Annotated in this window: 16 protein-coding genes; 7 read left to right on the forward strand and 9 right to left on the reverse strand. The window is 34.1% G+C overall.

What is annotated here, in order from left to right; all coding sequences use genetic code 11:
* Positions 1 to 198: 198 nt before the first annotated feature.
* A complete protein-coding gene (locus tag LC418_RS08045) occupies positions 199 to 1506 on the reverse strand; it encodes a DEAD/DEAH box helicase (protein WP_223558694.1) in 1308 nt (435 codons plus the stop codon).
* A gap of 129 nt (positions 1507 to 1635) precedes the next feature.
* Here LC418_RS08045 and LC418_RS08050 point away from each other — a divergent pair, with 129 nt between their 5' ends.
* From LC418_RS08050 to LC418_RS08070, 5 genes are all read left to right on the forward strand, one after another.
* Positions 1636 to 3558, forward strand: coding sequence for a DNA methyltransferase (locus tag LC418_RS08050; protein ID WP_111960393.1), 1923 nt, complete (start codon positions 1636 to 1638; stop codon positions 3556 to 3558).
* Positions 3559 to 3561: 3 nt separating this feature from the next.
* Entirely contained in the window at positions 3562 to 6114 is a 2553-nt protein-coding gene (locus tag LC418_RS08055; protein ID WP_223558695.1) for a DEAD/DEAH box helicase family protein, read from the forward strand.
* A gap of 160 nt (positions 6115 to 6274) precedes the next feature.
* Positions 6275 to 8071: a 30S ribosomal protein S1 gene (gene rpsA, locus LC418_RS08060; protein WP_111960397.1), complete on the forward strand. Its 1797-nt coding sequence runs from the start codon at positions 6275 to 6277 to the stop codon at positions 8069 to 8071.
* Positions 8072 to 8332: 261 nt separating this feature from the next.
* Positions 8333 to 9313, forward strand: coding sequence for an EamA family transporter (locus tag LC418_RS08065; RefSeq protein WP_223558696.1), 981 nt, complete (start codon positions 8333 to 8335; stop codon positions 9311 to 9313).
* An 80-nt stretch (positions 9314 to 9393) separates the two neighbouring features.
* Complete coding sequence (locus LC418_RS08070; RefSeq protein ID WP_223558697.1) at positions 9394 to 10389, forward strand: alpha/beta fold hydrolase; 996 nt, start codon at positions 9394 to 9396, stop codon at positions 10387 to 10389.
* Positions 10390 to 10790: 401 nt separating this feature from the next.
* On the opposite strand, the gene rplS is transcribed toward LC418_RS08070, so the two are convergent.
* Positions 10791 to 11147: a 50S ribosomal protein L19 gene (gene rplS, locus LC418_RS08075; protein ID WP_034704964.1), complete on the reverse strand. Its 357-nt coding sequence runs from the start codon at positions 11145 to 11147 to the stop codon at positions 10791 to 10793.
* Positions 11148 to 11440: 293 nt separating this feature from the next.
* Here rplS and LC418_RS08080 point away from each other — a divergent pair, with 293 nt between their 5' ends.
* A complete protein-coding gene (locus LC418_RS08080; protein ID WP_223558698.1) occupies positions 11441 to 14179 on the forward strand; it encodes a fibronectin type III domain-containing protein in 2739 nt (912 codons plus the stop codon).
* A 108-nt stretch (positions 14180 to 14287) separates the two neighbouring features.
* On the opposite strand, the gene LC418_RS08085 is transcribed toward LC418_RS08080, so the two are convergent.
* Positions 14288 to 14974, reverse strand: coding sequence for a DUF3667 domain-containing protein (locus tag LC418_RS08085; RefSeq protein ID WP_111960407.1), 687 nt, complete (start codon positions 14972 to 14974; stop codon positions 14288 to 14290).
* A gap of 347 nt (positions 14975 to 15321) precedes the next feature.
* Positions 15322 to 16845 (reverse strand): membrane-binding protein, encoded by a 1524-nt coding sequence (locus LC418_RS08090; protein ID WP_223558699.1) that lies wholly within the window; start codon positions 16843 to 16845, stop codon positions 15322 to 15324.
* Positions 16846 to 17215: 370 nt separating this feature from the next.
* Here LC418_RS08090 and LC418_RS08095 point away from each other — a divergent pair, with 370 nt between their 5' ends.
* On the forward strand, positions 17216 to 17917 hold the full coding sequence (locus LC418_RS08095) for a CoA transferase subunit A (RefSeq protein WP_223558700.1): 702 nt from the start codon (positions 17216 to 17218) through the stop codon (positions 17915 to 17917).
* A 256-nt stretch (positions 17918 to 18173) separates the two neighbouring features.
* On the opposite strand, the gene LC418_RS08100 is transcribed toward LC418_RS08095, so the two are convergent.
* Genes LC418_RS08100 through LC418_RS08120 form a run of 5 tightly spaced genes read right to left on the reverse strand, consistent with a single transcriptional unit; the run spans position 18174 to position 20625 of the window.
* Entirely contained in the window at positions 18174 to 18647 is a 474-nt protein-coding gene (locus LC418_RS08100) for a hypothetical protein (RefSeq protein WP_223558701.1), read from the reverse strand.
* Positions 18648 to 18662: 15 nt separating this feature from the next.
* Positions 18663 to 19160 (reverse strand): hypothetical protein, encoded by a 498-nt coding sequence (locus LC418_RS08105; protein WP_223558702.1) that lies wholly within the window; start codon positions 19158 to 19160, stop codon positions 18663 to 18665.
* The gene (locus LC418_RS08110; protein ID WP_223558703.1) at positions 19160 to 19627 is read right to left on the reverse strand and encodes a hypothetical protein; all 468 of its coding nucleotides are present in this window, start codon (positions 19625 to 19627) and stop codon (positions 19160 to 19162) included. Before LC418_RS08110 ends, LC418_RS08105 begins: the two co-directional genes overlap by 1 nt.
* Positions 19627 to 20106, reverse strand: a complete 480-nt coding sequence (locus LC418_RS08115) for a hypothetical protein (RefSeq protein ID WP_223558704.1) — start codon at positions 20104 to 20106, stop codon at positions 19627 to 19629. Before LC418_RS08115 ends, LC418_RS08110 begins: the two co-directional genes overlap by 1 nt.
* 15 nt (positions 20107 to 20121) lie before the next feature.
* Positions 20122 to 20625: a hypothetical protein gene (locus tag LC418_RS08120; RefSeq protein WP_223558705.1), complete on the reverse strand. Its 504-nt coding sequence runs from the start codon at positions 20623 to 20625 to the stop codon at positions 20122 to 20124.

Consider the following 20625-nt stretch of genomic DNA (forward strand, 5'->3'; position numbering starts at 1 on the left):
ATCATATGTATTAAATCTGTGCGATTAATAGGAACTTTTAAAGAAAGATTCAATACAATAATAATTCTTAAATTTTTGTAATCTTTTTTGAGATTGCTTCACATTCGGTTCGAAATGATAGTCTAAAAAAATAAGAGAAGCCCACAACGGGCTTCTCTTAATATTCTTAAAAGCTTAATACTGACTTAATGGTTCAAATTAATAAGCAACCTCCATTTTCACTTTCTTGCCCTTCAGCTTTTCGTTATTTAATTTCTTTAAAACAGCAACTGTTTTATTTCTAGCAACTGCTACATAAGAAGTCGTGTCTTTCACTTCAATGATGCCGATATCTTCTTTCTGGAGTTCCCCTTTTTTAATAAGGTATCCTACAATATCCACTTTATTCACTTTGTCTTTTTTGCCGGCACTGATATAAATGGTCTGGAAAGGAGTTTTTTCCGGAACTTTATTAAAACCGGTTACACTCTCTTCCGGTGTATTACTTTTAATGAACGGGAAATTTTCATCTTCAGTCATGATCAGGTAAGCAAAACCTTTGGCATTCATTCTTGCCGTACGGCCGTTTCGGTGGATGAAAGCATCTTCTTTCGGAGGAAGCTGGTAATGAACAATAGATTCCACTTCAGGAACATCAAGACCACGGGAGGCCAGGTCTGTAGTGATTAAAATTCTTGCTGAATCATTCCTGAATTTCAAAAGGGCACGTTCTCTTTCATCCTGCTCCATACCGCCATGGAACGTTTCTCTGTCAATTCCTTTTTCCCTTAAAAGTTCAGAAATACGGTCTACAGCTTCACGGTGATTGCAGAAAATCAGTGTTCTTTTGTTTCCGATCTTGCATATTAAATTAAAAAGGGTATCCAGTTTTTCTTCAGAAATAGTCATTACTTTTCGTAACTGGATATCCGGTTTTACTTCGCTTAATTTTAGAAAATCAATGATCTTTTCATTTTTTAACCCTGTAAACGTTGGAATTTCATCCATTGCTGTTGCTGAGGTTAGAATTCTTTGTGAAAGGCCTTTAAGTGAACTGGAAATATATTCCATATCTTCATGAAAGCCTAATTCCAAAGCTTTATCAAACTCATCCAGAACCAAAGTTTTGATCGTTTTGGGATCAAAATTGTTGTTTCTTAAATGATAAGTAATCCTTCCCGGAGTTCCGATGAGAACTGCGGGAGCTTCAATTAAATTATTGACTTCAATTTTTTTATCGTGGCCGCCATAACAAACCGAAACCTTAAAATCTGTTCCCATCGATTTGAAAACTTGCTCAATCTGCAATGCCAGTTCTCTTGCCGGAACTAAAATCAATGTCTGAATTCCTGAAATATTTTTTTTAAGATTTCTAAGGACCGGAAATAAAAAAGCAAGTGTTTTTCCTGAGCCTGTGGGAGAGAGCAAAACAACATCCGTATTGTTTTCCGTGGTTTTATAGGTAGATTTCTGCATCTGATTCATATCCTGAATCTGCAGCTTTTGATAAATTGAGTCTAATTCCATTTTGCAAAGGTAATTGATTTTGTTTTTTATGAAAATTCCATTTACTGTTTATTTAGATTATGGATTCCCGTAATGGTGTAGCAGGTAGAGATTATACATTTGAGGTAATTAAAAATAATAATCAACAAAATGAAACTATACCAAACCCTAGAATCTCAGCTTAAAAAAGAACCGAATTATGTCTCCGATAATGATGAAGTCAAAAAATGGGTAGTGCTCAACAAAGCACAAAATTTTGATGAAGAACTCATTGAATTATTATTGGGTGATTCAGATTTGAAAGAAAAATTTTTCATCAAAATAAAAGATGTTTTGATATTCAATCAAAATCTTTTCATACAGTTTCTTGAACAGAAAAACTATCTCAACGATAGTTACACTCAGTTTAAGAATAAAATTGGTTTGTCAGTTGATGGCAAATATCTGAAGCAACGTAACGAAGTAGCTTTGGTCTGGCCGTTCAAAGACTGTGTTTTGGAAGGTGGACAAAGCCGTGAAGAGGATAAAAGAGACGAAATTTTCTTTAATGAAACTTTAGCGCAGGACGAAATAACCCAATTACTTGATCCAAAAGTTCTAACAAATGCTAAAAAGTTTGATCAAGAGGGTGAAAAAGATTTTGATCAATTCAATCGCAATGAAAACGGAACAATTACCGACAACCTTATTATCAAAGGAAATAATCTTCTGGCATTGCATTCTCTAAATAAAGAATTTGCCGGAAAAGTGAAGATGATTTATATTGATCCACCTTATAATACGGGAAATGATAGTTTTCAATATAATGATAATTTTAATGAGAGTTCGTGGCTCACTTTTATGAAAAATCGATTAGAAATTAGTAAAGATCTACTTTCTAAAGATGGGAAAATATTTGTTCAATGTGATGATAATGAGCAGGCTACCTTAAAGATTCTTTTAGATGAAGTTTTTAAGAAACAAAATTTTGTAGAAACATTTATTTGGAAAAATACAGATAATGCTCCAGCTCTGTCAAAAAAATCGAGAAAAAATATAGAATTTATTCATTGTTATGAAAAATTTTTAGATACAAAAAGTTATGTTGGACGAAAAAGTAATAATGACGATGCACCATTATTAAATAGTGGTAACCCAGTTACCATTTTAAAATTCAAACCTAATATGATTGAATTTAAAATTCCAGATAATGTATATGAAAAAGGAAATTATGATAAGATTGAGTTGGTTAATGATTTGGTCATAAAAAATGGTAAAAATGAAAATGCAATTCAAATTAAAGGACGTTTTAAATGGCAACAATCATTTTTAGATGTTGAGGTAGAAAATGGGACTTACTTCATTGTTAAGTCTGATAAATTTTCTATAAGATATCAAAGGAAATATTCTTCGAATCTCGCACCGGATAAATTTATAGATAATATATATTTATCTAAAGCAATTGGCATTGAAACAAATGAAGATTCAAAGAAGCATATTGATTCTCTCGGCTTAAATTTTAATTCCTATCCAAAACCTGAATCTCTAATTAGTTTTTTAATTAAAGCTGTAACAGAAGAAAATGATATTGTTTTAGATTATCATCTCGGAAGTGGCACGACAGCATCAACAGCTCATAAAATGAATCGTCAATACATAGGTATTGAACAGATGGATTATATAGAAACCGTTGCTGTTGAACGTTTAAAAAAAGTAATCGATGGTGAACAAGGCGGCATTTCCAAGTCCATCAACTGGCAAGACGGCGGTTCATTCATTTACCTTGAGCTCAAAAAATACAACCAAACTTTCATCGAAAAAATAGAAGAAGCAGAAAATTCTGAAAGTCTTCTGCAAATTTGGGAAGAAATGAAAACCAAATCTTTTCTTAATTACAATGTTGATCTCAAAAAACAGGAAGAACATTTCGAAGATTTTAAAGCTTTACATCTGAATGAACAAAAACAGCTTCTTTGTGAATTGCTCAACAAAAATCAACTGTATGTAAATCTGTCTTCACTTAACGACGAAAATTTTGAGTGTACTCCGGAAGAAAAGAAAGTAACAAAAGATTTTTACCAAATAAAAAAATAACAAATGGCATTTTTATACGATACACTTTTACAGGAATTCGGAAAAAGAGCCATTTCTCAGGTTCCAATTCCAACACAAATTTCAGATAATTTGAAATTTAGCCAAAGAGCTTATCAGCAGGAAGCATTTCAGCGTTTTATTCTCTGTCACTCAGAAAATTTTGCTGGAAAACCGCATAAACCGCTTCATCTCCTGTACAATATGGCCACAGGAAGTGGTAAAACTTTGGTAATGGCGGGTTTAATGCTTCATTTGTATGAAAAAGGATACCGGAATTTCCTGTTTTTTGTAAACAGTAATAATATCATCCAGAAAACCAGAGACAATTTTCTTAATCCTCAAACTTCTAAATATTTGTTTGGCAATAAAATTGTCATCAGCGGAAAAGAAATCTTACTGAAGCAGATTGATAACTTTGATGAAGCCGATGATGAGAATATCAATATCAAATTTACGACTATTCAGCAGATGCATATTGATTTGAACAATAGCAAGGAAAACAGTATTACCTACGAAGATTTTACAGATAAAAAAGTAGTGATGATTGCTGATGAAGCCCATCATTTAAGTAGTGGTACAAAAAACGGAAACCTCTTCGGAAGCTGGGAGGAAACAGTTTTGAAAATCCTTCATCAGAATTTTGACAATATCCTTCTGGAATTTACTGCAACTCTGGATTATGACAGCCGGGAAATTATCAATAAATATAAGGATAAAGTCATTTATAAATATGACCTTTCGCAGTTCAGAACAGATAAATTTTCTAAAGAAATCAATCTTGTACGTTCATTGTATGACGAGAAAGAGCGTATAATTCAGGCTTTGATTCTTAATTTGTATCGTCAGGAATTGGCAACGATTCATCATATTAATTTAAAACCTGTTATTCTTTTTAAAGCAAAGAAAACCATTAGAGAATCCGAACAAAACAAAGAAAATTTTCACAAACTGATTGAAGATTTATCTGAAACAATGGTGGAGAAAATTAAAAAAACCTCTACGGTTTCGGTTGTTCAAAAAGCTTTTCAGTTTTTTGAAACCAAAAATATCTCATTGAATGAAATTTCGAAACGGATTCATGCCAATTTCCGCAAAGAAAATTGTCTGAGTGCCAATAATGATTCGGAAGCAGAGAAAAATCAGATTTTACTCAATACCTTAGAAGATGAAAACAACCCGATTCGTGCGGTATTTGCTGTTCAAAAATTGAATGAAGGTTGGGATGTTCTCAATTTATTTGATATCGTAAGATTATATGAAGACCGTGACGGAAAGGACGGAAATCCGGGTAAAACCACCCTGTCGGAAGCACAGCTGATCGGTCGTGGAGCAAGATATTATCCTTTTGCACTGGAAGTTGGAGAGGATAAATTTATTCGGAAATATGATGATGATATTACCAACGATTTGAAAATTTTAGAAGAATTATATTATCACACTAAAGAAGACAGCCGTTATATTTCGGAATTGAAAAAAGCGTTGGTAGAAACAGGAATTTATGAAGATGAAGCAAACCTTGAAACCAAACAGTTAAAACTGAAACCAATATTCAAAAAATCTGACTTATATAAAAAAGGATATGTTTTCTCCAATAAAAAATTACCGAAAAACTTTAATAATGTAAATTCTTTCACTGACTTCAATATTAGAAAGACCAATTACCGTCATCAGCTTTCTTCGGGAGGTGGAAGGGTTTCAAATGTGTTTTTTGAATTGGAAAGTCCCGTTACTTCTGATGAGGTGATGAAGTCTAAAGATGTAAAACTTATAGATATTCAGAAGCACGTTATCAGATATGCATTAAGCCAAAATCCGTTCTATTACTTTAATAATCTCTCGCATTACTTCCCCAATATTTCGTCACTTTCGGATTTCATTGAAGAGAAAGAGTATCTGGGCGATCTGGAAATAACTTTTTTAGGCAGTTATAACCGTCTTCAGGAAATTTCACATTTTGATTATCTTCAGGCGTTGAATGGACTTTTACAAAATATAGAAACAGAGATTAAAAAGAATGCTACGGATTATGAAGGTTCAGAATATTACCCACAACCCATTCATCAGGTTTTCAGAGATAAGGAAATCAGGGTGACTAAAGGTAATGAAAGAGCAAAAGGGCAGGAAGAATTAGTTTCAAATGAATCCTGGTATGCGTACAATGCCAATTACGGAACCATTGAAGAAAAGAATTTTGTAGAATTGTTTTCCAGACGTTTTGAAGGACTCAGCCAGAAATTTGAGAATATTCATCTGATCCGAAATGAAAGAGAAATTAAAATTTTTGACAAATACGGCCGTGCATTTGAACCGGATTTTTTACTGTTCTGCAGTGAGAGGAGCAATAAACAGCTAACTTTTCAGGTATTTATTGAACCAAAAGGAGCTCACTTGATAGGCTACGACAAATGGAAAGAGGATTTTCTGAAAGTAATTGGGAATGAAAAAAAATCTATTAAAATCTATACAGATACATACAAAATTACAGCTGTGCCATTCTATAATTATGGAAATGAAAATGAATTTAAAAGAGCTTTAGAAAGTACCTTCGAAATTTAAAATTACACACTTGAATTTAAAATAAAATTCATATCTTTGCACCCACTTTTTGTGTGAAAGGTTTGAAAGGTAAATTATTAAAAATTAATTACTTCCGTATTTTTTAGATCCACATTTATTCAGACCATTAAAAAAGAAGGAATACAAATTTTATTAGAAAATGTCAAAAGAGACAAATTCAGCAGAGGTTTTATTAAACCAAAACGTAGCACCGGAACAATTTGATTGGGATTCTTTCGAATCAGGTCTTGATGCAGACGCAAGAAAAGAAAAGAGCGATTTAGAAGAAATCTACAACGGATCTCTTAGCAGTTTAAATGATAACGACGTTATCACTGGTAAAGTTGTAAGATTAACTGATAAAGAAGCTATCGTTGACATCGACTTCAAATCTGAAGGTGTTATTTCTCTTAACGAATTCCGTTACAACCCAGGCCTTAAAGTAGGTGATGATGTTGAAGTAATGGTAGACAGAAGAGAAGACAAAACTGGACAATTACAGTTATCTCACAGAAAAGCAAGAACGCTTAAAGCTTGGGATAGAGTAAACGAACTTCATGAAACTGGAGAAATCGTTAACGGTTTTGTTAAGTCTAGAACTAAAGGAGGTATGATCGTTGACGTACACGGAATCGAAGCATTCTTACCAGGTTCTCAGATTGATGTTAAGCCAATTAAAGATTACGATCAGTTTGTAGGTAAAACTATGGAATTCAAAGTTGTGAAAATCAACCCTGAGTTCAAAAACGTAGTTGTATCTCACAAAGCATTGATCGAAGCAGATATCGAAGGTCAGAAAAAAGAAATCATCGCTCAGCTTGAAAAAGGTCAGGTTCTTGAAGGTACTGTTAAAAATATTACTTCTTACGGTGTATTCATCGACTTAGGAGGTGTTGATGGATTGATCCACATTACAGACCTTTCTTGGTCTAGAGTGAACCACCCATCTGAAATCCTTGAGGACGGACAGACTGTAAAAGTTGTTATCCTTGATTTCGATGACGAGAAAACAAGAATCCAGTTAGGTATGAAGCAATTAGAAGCTCATCCTTGGGATGCTCTTTCTGCTGACATGAAAGTTGGTGACAGAGTAAAAGGAAAAGTAGTAGTTCTTGCTGACTATGGTGCATTCGTAGAGATCGCTCCAGGGGTAGAAGGATTAATCCACGTTTCTGAAATGTCTTGGTCTACTCACTTAAGATCTGCAGGAGACTTCGTGAAGGTAGGTGATGAAGTAGAAGCTGAAGTATTAACATTAGACAGAGAAGAAAGAAAAATTTCTCTTGGTATTAAGCAGTTATCTAAAGATCCATGGGAAAATATCGAAGCTAAGTATCCGGTAGGATCTCAGCATGTAGGAACCGTAAGAAACTTCACTAACTTTGGTGTATTCGTAGAGTTAGAAGAAGGTATCGACGGATTGATCTACATCTCTGATCTTTCTTGGACTAAGAAAATCAAGCACCCATCTGAATTCTGTGCAGTTGGTGATAAATTAGATGTAGTAGTTCTAGAACTTGATATCCAAGCTAGAAGATTATCTCTAGGTCACAAACAACTTCAAGAAAACCCTTGGGATAAATTCGAAACTAAATATGCTGAAGGTACTATCCACGCTGGTAAAGCTGTAGAAGTTCACGATAAAGGAGCTTCTGTACAGTTTGAAGACGTAGAAGTAGAAGCTTTCTGCCCATCAAGATTATTAGAGAAAGAAGATGGATCTAAAATCAAGAAAGGTGAAGATGCTCAGTTCAAAGTAATCGAATTCAACAAAGAGTTCAAAAGAGTAGTAGTATCTCATACTGGTATCTTTAGAGACGAAGAGAAGAAAAACGTAAGAGAGTCTTCTAACAATAGATCTAATAATACATCTTCTTCAAACAATGAAGAAAGATCAACTCTTGGAGATATCGATGCATTAGCAGAATTGAAAAGAAAAATGGAAGAAGGTAAATAATCTTTAACTCCATTGATCATATGAAGCCGCTCATTTGAGCGGCTTTTTTGTTTAACCTGGTCAACGGAACCTATATGGTGAAAGTTAAAGGCCTTGGTTTCGAAGCAGCTTCCAAAGTAATTGTTAAGAAATAAATATTTACATTCATTAACTATAAGGATCGCCGCAAGCAGAGCTTGCGGCGATTTTATTTATCTATCATATTGATGCCTCCGATATTTCAATTATTATATTGTAACTTTGCAGGCTGTTAAAAAAATTATGAAGAAGAAAAATATACTTAAGGGAGTTTTGTTCGTAGGAATTGGGGCTAGTATATACGGAATGCTGGCTACATTTGTGAAAATGGCTTATCATGATGGCTATACCACGTCAGAAGTCACTACTTCCCAGTTCTTGCTGGGACTGATTGGACTTTTAATCCTGAATTTTATACAAACTATTACATCAAAACAGAAGCTTTCATCACCTAATTCCAAAGAACTGAAGATGCTGATGATTGCGGGAACATCTTTGGGATGTACAAGTTTATTCTATTATATTGCAGTTCAGTATATTAATGTTTCCATAGCGATTGTATTGCTCATGCAGTCGGTTTGGTTCAGTGTTGTTGTGGAAAGTATAATAGCAAAGAAATTACCCAATGCCAGAAAAGTAGTTTCTGTGATTATTGTTCTGGTCGGTACTATATTGGCTACAAATCTGATTAATATGGATATTGAGCTCGATTGGCATGGAATCTTCTGGGGATTAATGGCAGCAGCTTCCTATACAATGACTATGTTTACATCCAATACGCTGGCTACACATCTTCCTGTATTCAGAAAAAGTATTATTATGCTTTGTGGAGGGGCGGTAGTAGTCATTGCATTCCTGTTTTTTGCCCAGATAGGACCTATGTATTTCGGTGAGTTAAGATCATTATATCTCAATTTCACGGAAAATACAGAACATATTCACTCGTTCAATTATTCAATATTCTGGACGTATGGATTTGTACTCGCTTTATTTGGAACTATTATTCCGCCTATTTTATTCAACATTGGTTTTCCGAATGCCGGACTTGGCTTAGGAAGCATTGTTTCATCACTTGAGCTGCCGGTTTCAGTGACCATGGCTTTTGTTTTACTGGGTGAAAAAGTATTACTGGTACAGTGGGTGGGGATCATCCTTATCCTTTTTGCGATTGTACTGATGAATCTTCCTGCAAAAAAAGAACTGAAAGGAGTAGAAGTAGCTTAAAAAAATAATCATAAATAATATTAAAAACCGTTTCTTTTGAAGCGGTTTTTTTAATTTTAAAACTTCAAATAAAGTTTCTTATGAAATATTTCAGAAAGGTAATGGTATTTATCATGCTGTCTGCAGTGCCAACTTTCCTATTTTCGCAGATAAAACCCTTGGATGCGATGCTGTCGGAGTATCAATATCCTTACGAGGTTCATTTTATAGATCTAAAGTCCCAGAATAATAATCTTAAAATGGCTTACATGGATGTACAGCCACAGAAACCTAATGGGAAAACAATCATGCTTCTCCATGGAAAGAATTTTAACGGAGCTTATTGGGAAAAGACAGCAAAAGATCTTTCTGATAAAGGATTCAGGGTCATTATTCCGGACCAGATTGGATTCGGAAAATCATCTAAGCCTCAAAGCTACCAGTTTTCTTTTTCACAGCTGGCCGAAAATACCAAAGCTATATTAGATAAGCTGGGAATTGATAAGACCATAGTGCTGGGACATTCCATGGGAGGAATGGTTGCAGTAAGATTCACACTGCTTTATCCTGAAAAAGTTCAGAAACTGATCCTGGAAAACCCTATAGGGCTGGAAGATTATAAAACTTTTGCTGCTTACCAAACCATAGATCAGGCCTATCAGTCCGAGCTTAAAAATACGGCTGAAACCTACAAAGCTTACCAGCTAAAATTTTATTATGATAATAAATGGAAAGATGAATATCAGCCATGGCTGGATCTTATTGCCGGCTGGACCCTTCACAAAGATTATCCGCAAGTCGCATGGGATGCTGCGCTGACTTCCGATATGATCTACAATCAGCCTGTCTGCTATGAGTTTAAAAATATCAAAACACCTACACTGCTTATTATCGGAACGAGAGACAGAACGGCAATAGGAAAGGACAGAGCTCCTAAAGATCTTCAGCCTAAAATGGGGCAGTACCAGGAACTGGGAAAAAAGACACAGCAGGAAATTTCCGGATCAAAATTAATTGAGCTCGAAAATGTAGGCCATCTTCCTCATATAGAAGTGTACCCAAAATTTATTAGTGCTTTGTATGAGTTTATTAAGTGAGGTTAAGGTAAAGGATAAGACAGAGGTGATTAATATTAAGTTGTGCTTTATTGATTATTAGGTAACTTATAATTGACATAGGAAGCTGTAGCGTTAAAAAAATTACAACTTAATCCGTTAAAAAAATTCCCACTGTCTGAGTGCGGACGAAATATTGAACCGGAACAACAATGTTAAAACCCGCGCGAGTTTGGGAATTTTAGGAGTAAGTTTTAATTTTTAGCGAAAGATTCCAGTCTTGAACTTTTGGTTCATTTTGTTTCAAGACAAAAGAACTAATTGAACAATAATTTTTTTATAATTAAAATTGTAAAAAGGCTTTTAAAGCTCCGCGATTATAGCAAAATAAAAAGAGACTACCTGGATTAGATAGTCTCTTTTTGTATGTATTGTTGTCTGAATTACTTTTTCTTGTAAGCAGCATCCTTGATTCTAGCTTTTTTACCTCTAAGGTCTCTGAAGTAATAAATTCTAGATCTTCTAACTCTACCTCTTCTGTCAACTTCAATTTTCTGAAGTGCAGGCATGTTGATAGGGAATACTCTCTCTACACCTACATCACCACTCATTTTTCTGATTGTGAATGTTTTTGTAGCGCCAGTACCTCTCAATTGGATAACGGTACCTTTGAAGAACTGAGTTCTTGTTTTTTGTCCTTCTTTAATTTCGTAATACACAGTAATTGTGTCTCCTGCTTTGAATTCAGGGAAATCTTTTTTAGTAATGTACTGGTCTTGTACGTACTTTAATAAATCCATTATTAATAAAATAAAATGTTAAAGCTAAGCAACTTACACGTTCTTCGTCAGAGGTTGAATAACAGGTCGCAAAGATACAAAATACTTTTTGATTCCACCAAATAATTAATGTACTAAAAACTATAATTTTTTCATTGCGGATTTGCCATAAAGTTAACGGTTCCTTTAAGTTCCCAACAGCTACAGTTTATATAGGAAGTCTACTTTTGCCCGAAATTAAAAGAATCAGATCATTACTTTTTTAATGGCCTGATTTACAAATTGAAATAAATCTATACCAAAATAAACTATCTATGAAACACTATTTCTTCTTTTTCTGTTTTGCCGTCCAGATGGCATTCGGACAGACGCTGTTTCCTTATCTCCAGAACCCGACGCCGAATTCGATGATCGTCAACTGGAAAACAGCCTCCAATAACGAAACAACCGTGATCTACGGAACATCTCCTGCCAGTCTGAATGTGACGGTTACCGGAACAACCAACATTTTTTCCGATACAGGATATAATAACAACTATTATTACCACACTGCAAAGATTGCCGGACTGCAGCCCAACACCAAATACTATTATAAAATAAAGACCGGGACCACCGAATCTGCAGTTTATAACTTCAGAACGCTTCCTCTTCCCGGACAAGCTGCCACTGCAGACGGTAAAATTCGTTTCCTGATTATGGGAGACAACCAGATTAAAGCGGAACCAAGATATGATAGCCTTACCCTTAACGCCTTCAAGAGATTAAAGCAGAAATTCGGAGTCAATTCCGATCCTTCTGATAATATTGCGCTTACCTTTATGGTAGGAGACCAGGTAGATGTGGGAACATTGGACCATTATGAGAATGTCCATTTTAAAAAGAACATCAAATTATCACCGTATCTTCCTATTCAGACCACGGTAGGAAATCATGAGACGTACGGAACGCTTGGGATGAATTCTTATTATGCCCATTTCTATATTGATGAAATTAAATACAAAAATATTTCATCAGGAAACGAAAATTATTATGCCCAGCAAGCCGGAAACGTTCTGTTTATAAGTTTAAGTTCGGAACATACAGGTACCGCACAACAGACATGGCTTTCCCAGATCCTGAATGAAGCAAACGGTGATCCTACGGTGGACTGGATCATTTCTTTAAGTCACAGACCTTATCAGGCTGAACAGTATGTAGGAGATATTTCTACATGGGTAAGAAACAATGCAGTACCATTGTTGACGACTTCCAATAAATATTTAATGCACGTTGGAGCCCATCATCATTTATATCACAGAGGCCAATTGAAGGATACCCCGAATTACCAGATCATTTCCGGAGGAACGGCATGGGATCAGTATTGGGGAATGTCCAATGAGCAGGATTTTGACGATGTACAGAAAACACTGACCGACTGGACGTACCAGATCGTGGAAGTAGATGTACAGACCGGAAAAGTAGATATTGAATGTTACTCCATAGGAGGAGTTTATAATAGAAAATACAATGAGATTGTGGATACTTTCCACAGGTATAAAAATCAGCCGAAACCTTCAAAACCGTCTGTTACCAATACTTTTTCTGCACCGGTAACACTGCCCTTGACTTTGGATGGAAGTACTTTTGCGTCCTCTAACGGAGAATTACTGAATACCACACAGTTTCTAATCAGTAAGGCATCTAATTTTTCAGTGATTGAAAAAGAATTTTACCGTGATTATGAAAACTGGTTCGGAAAAGACGGAAACGGAACACCGGACAGAACAAAAAACTTAAATGCCGGGGTTGATATTACAAAAGCAACCATTCCTGCCAACTCTATTTCCAACGGAATGTATTATGTAAAAGTCCGTTACAGGGACAGAAACCTGGAATGGAGCGACTGGAGTGATGTGAAGCAGTTTGAGGTATCCGGAAGTGTGGTTTCCAATCCTACCTTTACATTAGACAAAACCGAATATACGCAAAGTGAACCTATCACGGCCACTTATACCGGAGGACCTGGAAACCAGCAGGACTGGGTGGGAATTTATAAAAAAGGACAAACTCCGGCAACAACTACTTCTCAGAGTTTCCTTTATACGAACGGACAGACGGCAGGAACCGCTGTTTTCCCTAATGGAATTGCCAATAAAGGTCAGTATTTTGCAGGCTTCTTTGCCAATGGAGGATATACTGAAATCACAGGCAGAAAAAGCTTTTATGTAGGACCAAAAGTACAGCTTCAGACAACTGCGGATACTTATCCTGTAGGAGGAACGGTGGTCATCAATTACAGCAACGGACCGAATCTGGTAAAAGACTGGATCGGGATTTATAAGATGGGACAGACACCGGGAACGAATCCGTCTATCAAATGGAGCTATGTGTCAACACCTTCAGGAACATTGAATTTTACAGGTCTTCCGAAAGGATATTATTACGCTCAGTATCTGCTTGAAGACGGGTATACAGGAATCGGAGATAAGGTATTCTTTAAAGTAGGGGACATCGTTACAGAGTTATGGATTAATAAACCGGTATATACATTAGGTGAAAATATTACCGCTTCTTGGACGGATTCTCCGGGAATTATCAAAGACTGGCTGGGAATTTATCCTCAGAGTGTTCAGACTCCGGATGATAATTTTGTTTCTTATACTTATTTCGATGGAGTTACCCAGGGAACAAAGACCATTCAGGGAACAGCGCTTCCTACAACACCCGGGAATTACTATATGGTGATGTTTACGAATGACTCTTATACAGAGGTTTCCAACAGAAAACAATTCCAGGTAACCTCCGGAACACTGGGAACCGACGAGGTAAAAAGCACGGAGAAAAATGTAGTGATATATCCGAACCCAACGAAACCGGGCGAACCTACATTTATCAAGAGTGATTATCCTATCGAGAAAATTGAGCTGTTATCTGCAGCAGGACAGCTGTTGTATGAATCCAAAAACATCAACAACCAACGTTTCTCTCTGGTGAATGAAAATCTTCCGAAAGGAGTATACTTTGTGAAAGTTCATACCAGAAAATTATTTACTTTAAAACTGGTTATACAGTAATATTCTATCAATATATTGGGAAAAGCAGGAAAATTATTTCCTGCTTTTTCTATTTAATACAAACAGGAACAGTAAAATACAAATAACAATGATCATATCTTTTACTTTTTAATGGGAGATTAAGTTCATTAAAGCTCCTAAAATCATGATCGAAATACCGAACGTAATCATTCCCAATACATAGGAAACAAGTGCTTTAAAATAACTGGCCACCTTGCCCTTATCGAAAAACTGTCCTACAGACCATGAAAAATAGACAAACACGATCACTGCAGCAATCTGCATGAGATGATATTTCGTAAGTCCTTCAACAATGGCAAAAACAGAAAACATCAGCATTTCCATTCCAAGAATGAAACATAGTAGGATTAATATTTCAAAAAAATTGTAATCGTATTTTCTGAAAAATATTTTTAACCAAAAAGCAATAAATGCACCCATGATGATATTGGAATATCCATAATGACTTTGAACCCAATTATTAATGGCATTGAGCTTCGAATCTCCTGCACCATCAATTTTTATATAGCTTTCTTCGATATGGAAAAAATGATTGATGAGGGTGTAAATTAATGATGTAACAATAATAAATATCACCGGTTTAACAAGCCGGCTTCTGTTTTCACTGATAAAATTCCTGATGTTTTCTCCGGGTCTTATTAACAGTTCCCGTATGGTATACAAAATACCTCTGTCAAAATGCAAAACGTGTTCAATTTCATGGAGGATGTAATGTCCGTCTATTCTTTTCGGCCTTAAATTTTGTTTACAGTTTGAGCAAAATTCTTCATTCATAGTAGTTAAAGTTTTAAATGCAAAAAAAGATAAATAATTTTATATATACTTTACACTCTAGTTTAGTTTTTAGCCCTTTTAGCATTCAAATACTTTTCTAATCTACAATCATCATTCTTGGCGTTAAAAAAAATCCACAGATTCCACAGATTCTGCAAATTTTTTATCTACACATACACTTAGCTTTGTCAATTCAACTGAGTTGATTCCATCTTTGCCACCCTTAAACCTCCGGCATAATTAATCTTCCTTTGCGTCAAAAAAATACAGAGACAAGAGTTTAAATTTTTCGCAAAAAAAATCGGCCATTACTAATAGCCGATTTTTTATTAAAATTAGAAAATATTTTAAAAATCATACAGAAGATCATCTTCCTGAATGGTTGTACTCAAAACGTTATAAATATCCTGATCCTCAACCTCTGCAAGGATTTTTGAATCCTGGACGAGCTTTCCTTCGGGATTATAAACCTTTAACAGGATCCACTTTCCGCTGCGCTCCATTTCCTTTAATCCGGCTTCCGTTTTATATTTAATTTTCCCACTCTGAAGCACCCCGTCTTTTACAACAGCTTTGTTGCCTGCTTTTCCCTTTACATACTGTACAATCTGGGCAGTGAAACCTTCAGCTTCTTCCAAAGATTGTGTATAAGTATACATTAAGCCGCCTTTATCATCATAAACCGTAGCATCATATCCGTTCTGCTTTGCATTCAGTTTTTTCTCATATTTTATCTTTTCATCTTCCCTGAAAGACTTCGAAAGAACCAGAACACCATCTTTATACTGCTGCTCATTAAGTTCTTCATACAAAGTACCGCTGTACGGCATATCATCTTTATAGGTTAAAGTGCCCTTCAGCCTTCCGTCCGGATGATAATATTTGATCTCCTGCACCATATCATCCTTTAGGATTTTTTCAGAGGATAATTTTCCATTCTCATCAAAAGATCTAGTAAGAATAACCGAACCGTTTTTATAAACATCAATGGCAGAAAACCCGGTAAATTCATAATTAAACTGATAATCCTCACCATCCTGAGGCTTGTAGTAATCAGATTCTTTATCGTAAGCAAAGGTTAGATTTCCTATTTTCTTACCATTTTCATCATAAGTAGTTTTATAGCCGTCTTTTTTATTTTTTTTCTCTTCCTGCAGGATCTTTCCGTTTTTGGAATATATAATGCCTTCTTTTACAGTTCCATCGCTTTTATATTTCTCAATTTTGGATACCCTCATTGGATTATAGTAGTATTCTACCATTACATTATCATCAGAGCTGCCGGTATTATTTGTTCCGATTTGCTTTCCCTTGTCACCGTAATACTTAGTTTCGTATTTTCCGTCACTGTCAGCAGTTATCTCATACCGGATTCCTTTGATATCTTCATCATAAACAACGGTTTTAAAACGGTCAGAACTTTCATAAGTCGTAATGCTGTTATAGAAAAGTGCATTCTCCGGATCTTTATAAGTATAAACTTTTCCTTTAAACGTACCATCTTCCTTATAAACCAGATCGTCCAAAGGTCTTCCTTTCTCATCAAATGTCTGGGACGGTCCTGTCTGTTTTCCCTCTGAATATGTTCCTGTATTTAATACTTTGCCTTCTGGGGTATACCAGGTCACTTTGCCCTCATAAACCTCGCTGCCCGGTGTGGCATCCGAAGCAAGGCCTTCCATCTGAAGCTTTCCGTTTTTATAAAAATCTTTAATTAAAATAAGATTTCCTTTATTCTCTGTTTCCCGGTAAAATTCCATTTTATCCTGAGTTGTTTTTTCCCAGTTTTCGTCAAAATAGATTTTCTCCTGTGCAGCTGCACTGATGCTGAGAAACAAAGCAAGAATAGCTGACGTAAATAATTTTTTCATGTTTTTATTAAAGTTTTAAAATGATGTTTTTTGTTATTGAAATAGATCTTAAGAGTTGAAGTACTCTTAATAATCTGAAATACAGAACAGAGAAGTCTGCTGCAGAAAAATCCATATAATGTATTTAACGAATTTATTTCATAATATCAATTGATGACAATGAATGATATCTTCTATTGTCGGTTTTACCGTGTCAAATATAAATCAATTTGCTGAGAAATAAAGAAAATTTAAAGCATAAAACCTCCGTGAAATCACGGAAATTTTCTTTCATCTGCTTCGCAATCTTCTCTTAAAAACAGAATAGATTTCGTCTTTAGGATATATGATAAAATTTATTAAATTTAACGGACAGAAAATCTAGTATTTCATGATAGATAAAAGAGTAAAAAATGCGAAAGAAGCCATCAGCGGAATTGAAGATGGGATGACCCTGATGTTGGGCGGATTTGGTCTTTGCGGAATCCCTGAAAACTCCATAAATGCTTTGGTAGAGAGCGATGTAAAGAACTTGACCTGTATTTCAAACAATGCCGGTGTGGATGATTTCGGATTAGGATTGCTGCTTCACAAAAGACAGATCACAAAAATGATTTCTTCTTATGTAGGAGAAAATGCAGAGTTCGAAAGACAGATGCTTTCGGGAGAGCTGGAAGTTGAGCTTACTCCTCAGGGAACTTTGGCAGAAAAATGCAGAGCGGCGCAGGCCGGAATTCCAGCTTTTTATACCCCGGCAGGTTACGGAACGGAGATTGCAGAAGGTAAAGAAGTAAAAGATTTCGACGGAAAACCTCACATTCTGGAACACGCATACAAAGCAGACTATTCCATTGTAAAAGCATGGAAAGGAGATCATGCCGGAAACCTGATCTTTAAAGGTTCTGCAAGGAATTTCAATCATCCTATGGCAGGTGCAGCAAAAATTACCATCGCAGAAGTAGAAGAGCTGGTAGAACCGGGAACATTAGATCCCAACGAGATCCATATTCCGGGGATCATGATCCAGAGAATTTTCCAGGGTGAAAAGTTTGAAAAGAGAATAGAGCAGAGAACAGTTCGAACAAAAGAATAAATATTCTAAACCACAAAAGTCATAAAAGTTAAATTAAATCAGAAGTTCATAAGATGAAAGCCTAAGAGTTTTCTAAAAAACTTAAGTGTTAAAAAACTTTTGTGATTAAATATTATATAAAACAAAGCGCTGAAAATATTTTCAGCGCTTTGTTTTATATGAATGAGTCAATAGTTAATATGAAAGTTATAATCAAATTGAATAACTTTAAAATAGATTAAGCATTATGACAACACAACAAAAAGTCATGATATATTTACTTTACTTTTATATACCTTAAGTAATCTCCATGTTCTTGCCCTTTTAATGGAGGTATATAAATATACAATGCTAATAAGTGGTCTTTTTTGCGATAATAAATATTAATATTATTATTCCAATTACCATCTTTTGAATCTAAATATAAAGAATATGGTCTTTTTTTATAATCATTAATATAAAATAATTTACCTTTTTTTTCTCTAATATTTTTATTAGTTGTAAAATTTATAAAAGGTTGCGCAACAATTGATGTATCTTTTGTTATTTTGATATAATACTTAATGGAATCATTTATTTTAAATCGTTGTTTTGAATCATTATCAAGTTCATAATTTCCTATCAATCTATCAAAGGAAAGTTCAACTCTTGGATTCACTTTTTCAAATTCTTCATTAAATGCCGCCCTAGGTCCATCTTGGCATGAGAATAAAAAGAATAAGGTTATAAATACAAATAATTTTTTCATCATTCATTTAACATATATTTACTTCACTTTTATATATCTTAGATAATCTCCTTCTTTATATTTGTACTTATTTTCTTTTGTAGCAGGAATGAAAGGAGTAGAGATATATAAAGCAATTATACTATCCTTTTTTCGGTAATAGATATCAATTCCCCCTGCTCCATTAAAACTGTTATCATTTTTTGATCTTAAATCCATAAAGAAATCTTCAAAATCGTTAATATAAGATAACTTCCCTTTAAATTTCTTCAATAATAAACTATCTGTTTTATAATCTAAATAGTTTTCAGCAATAAACGTAGAATCTTTATTAATAATTATTTTCACACTATCTTTATAAGTAATCCCATATCTTCTCTTAGAATCATCATCTAAACTATATTCTCCTACCAGCTTTTCAAATGAAAGTTCCTTTTTGGGATCTGCCTGTATAAAATCTTCATTGAATACAGCTCTTGGGCCATCCATACAAGAAAAGAAAGAAAACATAATAACAAGAAGAAATAATCTTTTCATTATTTTACCTTTATATATCTTAAATAATCTCCATGCTCTTGCCCCTTTAATGGAGATATATAAATATACAATGCTAATAAGCGGTCTTTTTTGCGATAATAAATGCCTAAACTGCCCGAACTACTTATTTTATGATTAAATAGCCCTAAATAAATAGATTCAAAATCATTAATATAATATAATTTTGATTGCAGACTCTTATTTAATAAACTTCTGTCATTTAAATCAAGATAGTTATTTACAACCAAACTTGTATCTTTTTTTATTTGCAAATCCATCTTTACAGTATCCTGTATATGAAACCTTTTTTTCGAATCATCATCTAGCACATACATCCCTATTAAATTAGAATAAGGAAGTTTAACTTTTGGATTTGCCCTTTCAAACTCGTTATTAAATGCTGCTCTTGGACCATCCATACAAGAAAAGAAAGAAAACATGATCATAATAATGAGAAATAATTTCATTATTTAACCTTTATATACCTTAAATAATCTCCATTTTCTTGCCCTTTTAATGGAGGAGTATAAATATATAATGCTAGTATACTATCTTTCTTACGGTAATATATAGCTATATCAGAATAAAAATCATCTTTTTCATGATTTCTAACTCCTATAAAAATTAATGGCGATTTTTCTTTATAGTTATTCACATAATAAATATTTTTTTTAAAACCATCTTGTATTTCTCTTGTTCTGGTATTAATATACTTATTTGTAAGTAGCTCATTATCTTTAATATAAATGTAATAACTTGATGAATCAATAATTCCATATCTTTTTTTAGAATCATTATCTAACTTATATTGTCCGATTAACTTTTTAAATGAAAGTTCCTTTTGAGGATTTACATTTATAAATTCTTCATTAAATGCCGCCCTAGGCCCATCTTGACATGAGAATAAAAAGAACAAGGTTATAAATACAAATAATTTTTTCATCATTCATTTAACATATATTTACTTCACTTTTATATATCTTAGATAATCTCCCTCTCTGTATTTGTAGTTATTTTCTTTAGTTGCGGGAATAAAAGGGGTAGACACATATAGTGCAAGATTATTATCTTGCCTACGATAATATATATCAATACTTCCTCCTCCATTAAAGTAAGGTTTATTAGATACACTTAAGTTTATAATAGGATATTTATCTTTATAATTATTTATATAGAATAGTTTATTTTTATAATTCATCCCTTTTAATTTGCTTGTACTTATATCAATATAATTATTTGCTGTAATAGTAGTATCAGAATGTATTTCAATAATTATTGATTGATTTACAGGGATATTATATCTTTTCTTACTGATATAATCCAATTCATACTTACCAACTAGCTTAGAAAACACAAGCTCTCTTTTTCGATCTGCTTTTATAAAGTTTTGATCCAAAGGCATGGGAGAGCCTGGGTTGCTACATGAATAAAAGATAATGCATAAAAATATAACCAACATTTTCAT

The sequence above is a fragment of the Chryseobacterium lathyri genome (assembly GCF_019970085.1).
GTDB classification, from domain to species: Bacteria; Bacteroidota; Bacteroidia; order Flavobacteriales; family Weeksellaceae; genus Chryseobacterium; species Chryseobacterium lathyri.